Origin of the sequence: Stieleria sp. (assembly GCF_041595215.1) — a bacterium.
Classification (GTDB): Bacteria; Planctomycetota; Planctomycetia; order Pirellulales; family Pirellulaceae; genus Stieleria; species Stieleria magnilauensis.
This window is the reverse complement of sequence record NZ_JBFHKV010000333.1, coordinates 1-7,775: the sequence shown is the minus strand read 5'-3', so window position 1 is coordinate 7,775 and position 7,775 is coordinate 1. Positions and strand designations below refer to the sequence as shown.

At 59.1% G+C, this 7,775-nt stretch carries 5 protein-coding genes; all 5 read right to left on the bottom strand.

The window, feature by feature from the left end:
- Window positions 1–85: 85 nt before the first annotated feature.
- Window positions 86–556, bottom strand: a complete 471-nt coding sequence (locus ABX749_RS14355; RefSeq protein WP_372896581.1) for a chemotaxis protein CheW — start codon at window positions 554–556, stop codon at window positions 86–88.
- A 39-nt stretch (window positions 557–595) separates the two neighbouring features.
- Window positions 596–3,040 carry a chemotaxis protein CheA gene (locus ABX749_RS14350; protein WP_372896580.1) on the bottom strand — a complete coding sequence of 815 codons (2,445 nt, stop codon included), beginning with the start codon at window positions 3,038–3,040 and terminating at the stop codon, window positions 596–598.
- 202 nt (window positions 3,041–3,242) lie between these two features.
- A complete protein-coding gene (locus ABX749_RS14345; RefSeq protein ID WP_372896579.1) occupies window positions 3,243–5,090 on the bottom strand; it encodes a cation:proton antiporter in 1,848 nt (615 codons plus the stop codon).
- A 70-nt stretch (window positions 5,091–5,160) separates the two neighbouring features.
- Window positions 5,161–6,408, bottom strand: coding sequence for a RimK family alpha-L-glutamate ligase (locus ABX749_RS14340; protein ID WP_145210579.1), 1,248 nt, complete (start codon window positions 6,406–6,408; stop codon window positions 5,161–5,163).
- Between the two features lie 148 nt (window positions 6,409–6,556).
- Window positions 6,557–7,051, bottom strand: a complete 495-nt coding sequence (locus ABX749_RS14335; RefSeq protein ID WP_372896578.1) for an ATP-dependent zinc protease — start codon at window positions 7,049–7,051, stop codon at window positions 6,557–6,559.
- Between the last annotated feature and the right edge of the window lie 724 nt (window positions 7,052–7,775).

Below are 7,775 nucleotides of genomic sequence, written 5' to 3'. Positions count from 1 at the left end.
GGTGAGGCGATTGAAGGACACGAAACTATTCCTTTCCGGCGTGAAGATTGAACGGTAGCTTGGGCAGGTGGTGATGACGTCAACGTCAATCAGTGGCGGTGGCGGTGGCGGTGGCGGTGGCGGTGGCGACGCGATCGGCATCGAGGATCAGCAACAATCGTTGTTCCAGTTTGTACGCACATCGCAAGAACGGACGCTGCCGGCGGTGCAGCGTGCCGGGCACCGATTCGCAGTCCGCCTGATCAACCCGCATCACGTCACCGATTTCATCAACCAGCAAACCGACCGGGCCTTCGCTGGAACGAATGATGACACTCATCTCATGGCTGTCGCTGGAACGGGCCGGCAATCCCAGTGCCTTGCGTAGGCTCAACATGCTGACAATGTGGCCGCGCAGATTCATCAGGCCACGCACGACTTGAGGGGCCAACGGGACGCGTGTGGTCGGCTGAGCTCGTATGACTTCCTGGACCTTCTGGACTTCGATGCCATACAACAGCCCATCGACCAAAAAGGTGCAATAGGATTCCGGCCGGGTGAGCGTGGTGGTGTACATGATGTTTTTCAAATGGCGTGATCGAAGGTGTTTGTTGTGCTAGGCGGCGGACCAGGCGTCGGCCCAACGCCGCAGGGACGATCGCAGAAACGTCTCCAAGTCAATGATGCGGGTGACGCGTTGTTGGATCACCAGATGCCTCGCGGCGCCTGCCTGACCGCCTTCGGGTTCGGCGTGGACCGGTTGGTCGTGCAGGATGTCCAAGATTTTTTTCACGACGATCCCCGCGACACGGTCGCCGTCACGGAAGACAACCGTGTGCAACGGAGCCTCTAAGCCCAGTTGCTGGGATGAAAAATCAACGAGTTGACACTCCAGAGACCCGTCGATGGAGAACAGCGGAATGGTTTGACCGCGGTATTGAACCACATGGAAGTCGCCCAGTCGTTCAATGTCCGATGACACGAATTTCTCCAGGCGTGCGACCGACGACAACGGGATCGCGACGCGTGATTCGTCCCCCAAATCGACGATCAACAGCGATTCGGTGGACGAGTCATTCGAGTGCCATGGAGGCTGTGCAATCGGCGTGTTGCGTTCGGCCTGTCCCCCGGTGATGCCGCCGTTCTGGGCCAAGCCGATCAGATCCAAGATCAAACAGATTTTTCCATCACCCATGATGGTTGCCCCGGCATAGACGGGAATCTCTTTGAAATGCGAGCCGAGCGGCTTGATGACGATCTCCTGTGTGTCGGTGATCTCATCGACGACCAAACCAAATTGGTGACCATCGGCATAGAGCACGACGATATTTAGGTCGGACGGCGGATCGCCCCGCCGCCGCGGCGGGTGAAGCCCCAGTTGTTCATCCAAGTAGATCAACGGCAACAGTTGTTCGCGAAGCCGGAACAAGGGAGTATCGTGAATGAATTCGATTTCCTGGTGCGCACGCAGGCTGTCGATGTGAACCAATTCGAGCAGACTGGCTTGCGGAATCGCGTAACGATCTCCCTCGGTCGTGACCAGCAGCACGGGAATGATGGCCAACGTCAGCGGGATCTTGATTCGCAACGTCGTTCCCAAGCCGAGCGTGCTTTGGATCTCCAAGCTTCCGCCGATGCATTCGATGTTTGTCTTGACGACATCCATCCCGACTCCGCGGCCGGAAACGTTCGTGACCGAAGCGGCGGTAGAGAACCCCGGCAAAAAAATCAAATGGGTGATGTCACTTTCGCTGAGCGTGGACGCCCGCTGACTTGAAATCATTCCCCGTTCGATGGCTTTGGCACGAACGACGTTGGTATCGATGCCGCCCCCATCATCGCTGATCTCGATGATCATCTGGCCGCCTTCATGAAAGGCATTGAGATGCAAGACGCCCCGCGGTGGTTTTCCGCAGGCGATGCGGCGCTCGGGCAGTTCGATGCCGTGATCGACCACGTTGCGAACGATATGGGTCAACGGATCCTTGATCGCTTCCAAAACCGTCTTGTCGACCTCCGTCTCTTCGCCTTCCATGCGGATATCAATCTGCTTGCCGTGGGAAGCGGCGAGGTCACGAACCAAGCGAGGCAGTTTTCCCCATGCGTTACGGATCGGCTGCATCCGCGTCTTCATGACGCCTTCTTGCAGTTCGCTGGTGATCTGGTTGAGCCGCTGTGCCGCGGCGTGCATGGGAGCGTCGTCGGTGGACCGACTGAATTGAACGATCTGATTTCGGGCCAGGACCAGTTCGCCGACCAGATTGACCAATTTGTCCAACAGTTCGACATCCAAACGTACCGAGGCATCGACCAGTGACGCTTCGGTTTTGGTCACGCCGGAAGCGTCTTTCCAGTCGGAACGGGCACGCTCGGAGTTCGCTTGTTCGGGCGCCGCGTCGCGAGGTGTTGCCGGTTCGGGTGCTGCCGGGGGATGGAGTGGGAATTCGGCGGCGTTGTCGCGGTCTGTTCCGGACGCAGCGTCTGGCCCAACCGTGTCACTGGCTTGTGAGGTCGTCGCCGAGTTTTCGGATGGGGGTTGATCCGCGATCGAGACGATCGGTTCGCTGACGATCGGTGCGGCCGACTGGGGCGCAGACGTCGCTGTCGGCCCCGCACCCGTCGCTGTCGGTTCACCGTCAAGGGGCGCCGTCGGCTGATCGACCGTCGTCGCTGTCGGTTGCGTCCGTGCGGCTTCCAGGCGGGCGACGAGTGGCTCGTAATCGTCATCGCCCTCGCCTTGGCCGGATTCGACTTGCCGCAGCATCGCGCGAATCGCGTCCACCATTTCCAGCAGGGTGTCGGCGATCGGGCGGGTGAGCGTCAGTTCGCCGTCGCGGAGCGGGACCAGCAGATTTTCACCGACGTGGGTGACGCGTTCCAACTTGGGCAGTGCGAGGAATCCGCAGGTTCCCTTGATGGTGTGAACGGTGCGGAACACGCTGGCCAGCCGTTGCTGATCGTCCGGCGCGTCTTCCAGGGCGAGCAGATCATCGTCAAGCTTGTCGAGATTCTCGTAACTCTCGACGAGGAATTCCTTGATGATGTCTTCGAAACCGTCCACAAAAAAATCTCCGGGTTTGACCCATCAAGGGGCAACATCGGAGAACTTTGCGTCCCGCGTTTTTTTTACGTCATCGCCCCCGATTCAATGGTTGTCATCGAGGGGCGGGCGAAACACTTGCCGACTGATTGGCAATTCTTTCCGAGCGAATGAGAAGCGGTGTCGACGGTATCGGCTTTCGCGTTTGGGATCATGGCGACGATCAGGACGCCGGGTCTGATTGCAGCGGATTGACCAATGCCAGCACGGCGTCTCCCGGTTCGGGCTCGGCGGCTTCATCGGCGGTGACCAGCGTCAGTGACATTCTCTCGTTGTTCTGCGGCGTCTTGTCGGTGATGATTGCCAGGACGTGTTGCTCAGCATACAGATTCTGAAAGTCCTGGAAGGTGAATTCGTCGCTGATTGCCGTGGTCTTGAATTCGAATCCTTGCGCGACCAGTTGGCTGATTTTGGAGTGGGTGAGGGTGGCGTCGAAGAGTTCGCGTCCCATCAGGTGCCGCGTCATGCCGCGTCGGTTGTCGGATTTGAATGTCAGCTGGTACGTCTTGGCCCGTCCGAAAATCGATCGGCACTCGCGGACGGCCAGGCTGTTGACTTCGTCGTTGGGCGTCATGGCCATCATGTGTCCGATCCCGGAAAGCGAAAGTTCGTCACGGGCGTGTTCGTTCATGATGTTGGCACAAATCGCTTCCAGCCCCTCCAGCTTGGCCTTGGTGACTTTGCGGTAGTTGGTATCGATCATGACGACGGGACAACCCGCTTTTTTCAGTTCCAACGCAAACCGAATCACCCAGTCATCGGCGCCCGCGATCAGCACGCCGTTCCGGTTGGGATCGGACAGCCCGAGCGCCTGGGCGATGGGTGACGCCAACAGGCCATAGAAGGCCACGGTGCTGATAATGACCAGGAACGTGATGATCGCCAGTTGATCGGCGCCGGCCAAACTGATTTCGGCCGTTTGCTCGATCCGCAGTGCAAAGATGCTGCTGACCGCGGCGGCAACGATCCCCCGCGGGGCGAGCATCGCGATAAACGTCTGCTCGCGAAAATTGAGACCACTGCCGAGCAAGGACACAAAGACACTCAGCGGACGGACCAGAACGATCAACAGGGCGACGAAAAGCAAGCCCGCCCAGCCGACCTGTCCGACCGCGCTGATGTCGACCCGCGAACCGAGCACGATGAACAAACAACCGATCAGCAACGTCCGCAGGTTCTCTTGGAATTCGATGATGTGTTCGATGTCAAACTCATGCTGATTGGTCAACCAGATTCCCAGCACGGTGACGGTGATCAGTCCGGACTCATGAGCGAAGTGGTCGCTGACGGCGAACAGCAACAGGGCGGTCGTCAGCGACACGACGCCGTGAAGGTGATCGGGAATCAGGTAGCGGCGAATGCCATGGGTGAGTACCCAGCCGCCCAGTGCGCCCAACACGGCTCCGACCAGGACGGTCCATCCCAACAGCATCACGCCGTGCCCCAAGTCGGCTTCGCCCGGGTGAAGCAGTAAGATTTCGAACACCAGAACGGCCAACACGGCTCCGATCGGGTCGATCACGATGCCTTCCCATTTCAGCGTGTTGGCGACACGACGGCTCGGTTTGACTTGGTGCAGCAGTGGCCCGATCACCGTCGGGCCGGTGACGACAAGGATCGCACCGAGAAGGGCGCTCAGCCGCCAGGTGAAGTCGAAACAGAAATGGGCTGCGATCGTGGCGGCGATCGCGGTCACCGCGGCACCGAGCGTGCAAAGGCGAAATGCGGGTGACCCCGCCTCGCGGAGTTCGCTGAGTTTGAGCGACAAACCGCCTTCGAGCATGATCACGGCGACGGCCAGCGAGACCAGCGGAAAGAGGATTCGCGGTCCGGTGATGGTCGGGTCACCGCTGACCAAATCGGCCAACAAATCATCCGGGCGGGACAGCCCGCCGACGGCGACCCCGATCAGCAACAGCAGCAGGATGCCGGGCAGGTTGGTGCGCCAGGCGAGCCACTGGGCGGCGACCGCCAGGGCAGGAATCAACGCGAGGTAGAACAGGAAATCCATCGGCCATCAGTCCATCAGCAGTCAGTGGGGTCGTGTGTGGGGCGCCGGATCAATGGCTCGGTTGGATCATTCAGATCGCTTCCCGCATCGTTTCGACGACGGCATCGTCGTGGTGGTCGTGAACCTGGTTGGCGACCGGCAATTCCGGCAATTCTTTCACCGTCGGGCAGCGGCGCCGACGGGTCTTCTTGGGCACCAGATGACGAAGGGTTTCAAGTTTACCGAAACAGAGTAGACGATCGCCGGCTTGCAGTTCACGATCGCCGCGGGGGTTGGGGATCACCGCGGCATCGCGATACAGCGTCAGCACGTTGACGTGATTGTCCATCAACCCGCTGCTGGCGATCGTCGAACCGATCATGTCAGCCCCCTCGGGGATACTGATTTCGGTCACGCCGTACCCGCGACTGACCGTCAACCGTTGCCGCAGATCGATTTCGGGGAAATCGACGTGCGACGCGATGTGGTCGACGATCGCGCCGGCGATGTCCAATTGGGTGCAGCGTTCGATGCCCTCGAGTCCCGGCGAAGAATTGATTTCCATGATCTGGGGACCGTCGCGGCCTTCCAACATGTCGACTCCGGCGACGCGCAGCCCCATGATTTGGGTGGCCCGCAACGCCGTGTTGCGATACTCCTCGTCCAATTCGATCGCTTCGGTCATGCCGCCGCGATGCACGTTGCTGCGAAATTCGTGTCCCTGGGCGACCCGCCGCATCGCCGCAATCACTTGATCGCCGACGACAAACGCCCGAATGTCGCGGCCCTTGCTTTCGGCGACAAACTTTTGAATCAGCACGTTTTGGTTTTGGCTCTGCAATAGCTCGACGATGGTTTCGGCCGATTGAATCGTCTCGGCCAGCAACACGCCGATCCCTTGCGTTCCCTCGAGCAACTTGATGATCACCGGCGCGCCCCCGACCCGCTCGATGGCCGGGAATACGTCGCGTTTGTCGCGCACAAAGGTGGTGCGGGGAATTCCAATTTGGTGCCGGCTGAGGATCTGCAGACTGCGGAGCTTGTCGCGCGAATTGGCGATGCCGGAGGAACTGTTGGCCGAAAACACGTTCATCTGTTCGAACTGTCGAACGACCGCGGTCCCGTAATAGGTGATCGACGCTCCGATTCGGGGCAGGATCGCATCATAATCGCTGAGGTGTTTGCGGCGAAAATACAGATCTGGTGCGCCGCGTTCCAAGTCGATCGCGAATTTCAATGTATCGAGCACCTTGACCTGGTGGCCACGTTGATCCGCCGCCTCGCGTAACCGACGCGTGCTGTAAGCTCGCGGACTGCAGGAAAGGATTCCGAGTTTCATGAAACCAGTGCGGGTGGAGTGAGTGTTTGAGGGGCCGACGACAGGTCTAGCCGGGCGGCATGAAAATCGGAGAGCTTTCCGAGTGACGGGACGCTGTATTGAAAGAGGCTGTATTAAATGAGGCTGAGTGAAAGTGCGAGGCGGTCAATCAGGGTTGGCGTTTTCGCTTTTTCGGGATGCCTCCGCGGTAGGACTTTCCCGGGTCGATCAAGAAGCGTCGACGAAAGGCTTCGCGGCCGAGCAGCATGCGAAACCCCATCTGGTTACGATCGGCCAAGGTCAATTCGATGTCGAATTGTTGGCCCATCAACCGCACCGTCGTTTTCACCACCGGGCGGACTTCGGATTGGCCGCTCGAACTGCGGATCGCACGCATGTCGATCACCGGAGCGATCGATTCGATCTCCCAGGTTTCGTTTCGCTGCACCGGGTTCACTTTGAATCGCGCCCATTGCTCGTCGTCTTTTTCAAACACTTCGATGTCGAACGCGTGCAGCGACGAGGAGCGTGCCCCGGTATCGATTTTGGCTTTGATAAACTTGATGCCCAAATCGGGCAGAGCAATCCATTCACGCCAACCAATGATCGGCAGGCTGGTTTTGTCGGTCATCAACGTTGCATCGAGAGGAATGGGTGTGGGCATCGGCGCTGTGCTGGGGTTGGCGCAGCGTTTGACACTGTGCAGGTGGTCGCAGGGGAACGGAGCATTGACACATTCGCACATTTCATCGGGATCGTCCGTTCAGTGCAAGAGAAGCTGGGGGGATTCCCGCTGTGTCGGCGCCCGCATTGATTCACCCGGCCGGCCGCGTCGGAGCCTGTTTTGGGGATTTCCGCAGTTGATCTCAAGAATGGAATGAATGTTGCGTGGCGATTGCCGATAAGCCATTATCGGATTCTACTCTCAATCGGAAGCGAGATCACAAATGAGCACGATCATCCCACAAGCGGCGTCTAACGGCCAACCATCTCCCCAGATCGTCATCTCGACGGTTCACGGGTTGCTGTTTACGGTCCCCGTTGAGCTGTTAAATAGTCTAAATAATGGGCGAGTTTCGAACGAATTGCCGAGTTCCGCAGCAGCGTCGAGCGGCCGCAGCGTGCGTGAAACTCGATAGTCGTTTGACGGCACCGAGAATCGGCAAGCTCGTCAGAATCAGAGGCATCGCGGAAAGCCATCACCGTTGGGGATGGCTGCCCGGTGGCGGATTCTTCGGCTGGAGTCGACCGACGGTTGATCGAAGCCCCTGTCCGTCAGCAATCTGCCAACGTGATAAAAAAAGCGGCGCGGTCGAGTCATCAACGCAGTTGCATGCCGAAATCGAGTTCGCCATCGAGTCGGCCCGGTGTGGGCCGCGGACCGTCTG

Coding starts and splice junctions, on each gene's coding strand:
- ABX749_RS14340 (WP_145210579.1), bottom strand. CDS start 6,408: ATGAAACTCGGAATCCTTTCCTGCAGTCCGCGAGCTTACAGCACGCGT.
- ABX749_RS14335 (WP_372896578.1), bottom strand. CDS start 7,051: ATGCCCACACCCATTCCTCTCGATGCAACGTTGATGACCGACAAAACC.
- ABX749_RS14345 (WP_372896579.1), bottom strand. CDS start 5,090: ATGGATTTCCTGTTCTACCTCGCGTTGATTCCTGCCCTGGCGGTCGCC.
- ABX749_RS14355 (WP_372896581.1), bottom strand. CDS start 556: ATGTACACCACCACGCTCACCCGGCCGGAATCCTATTGCACCTTTTTG.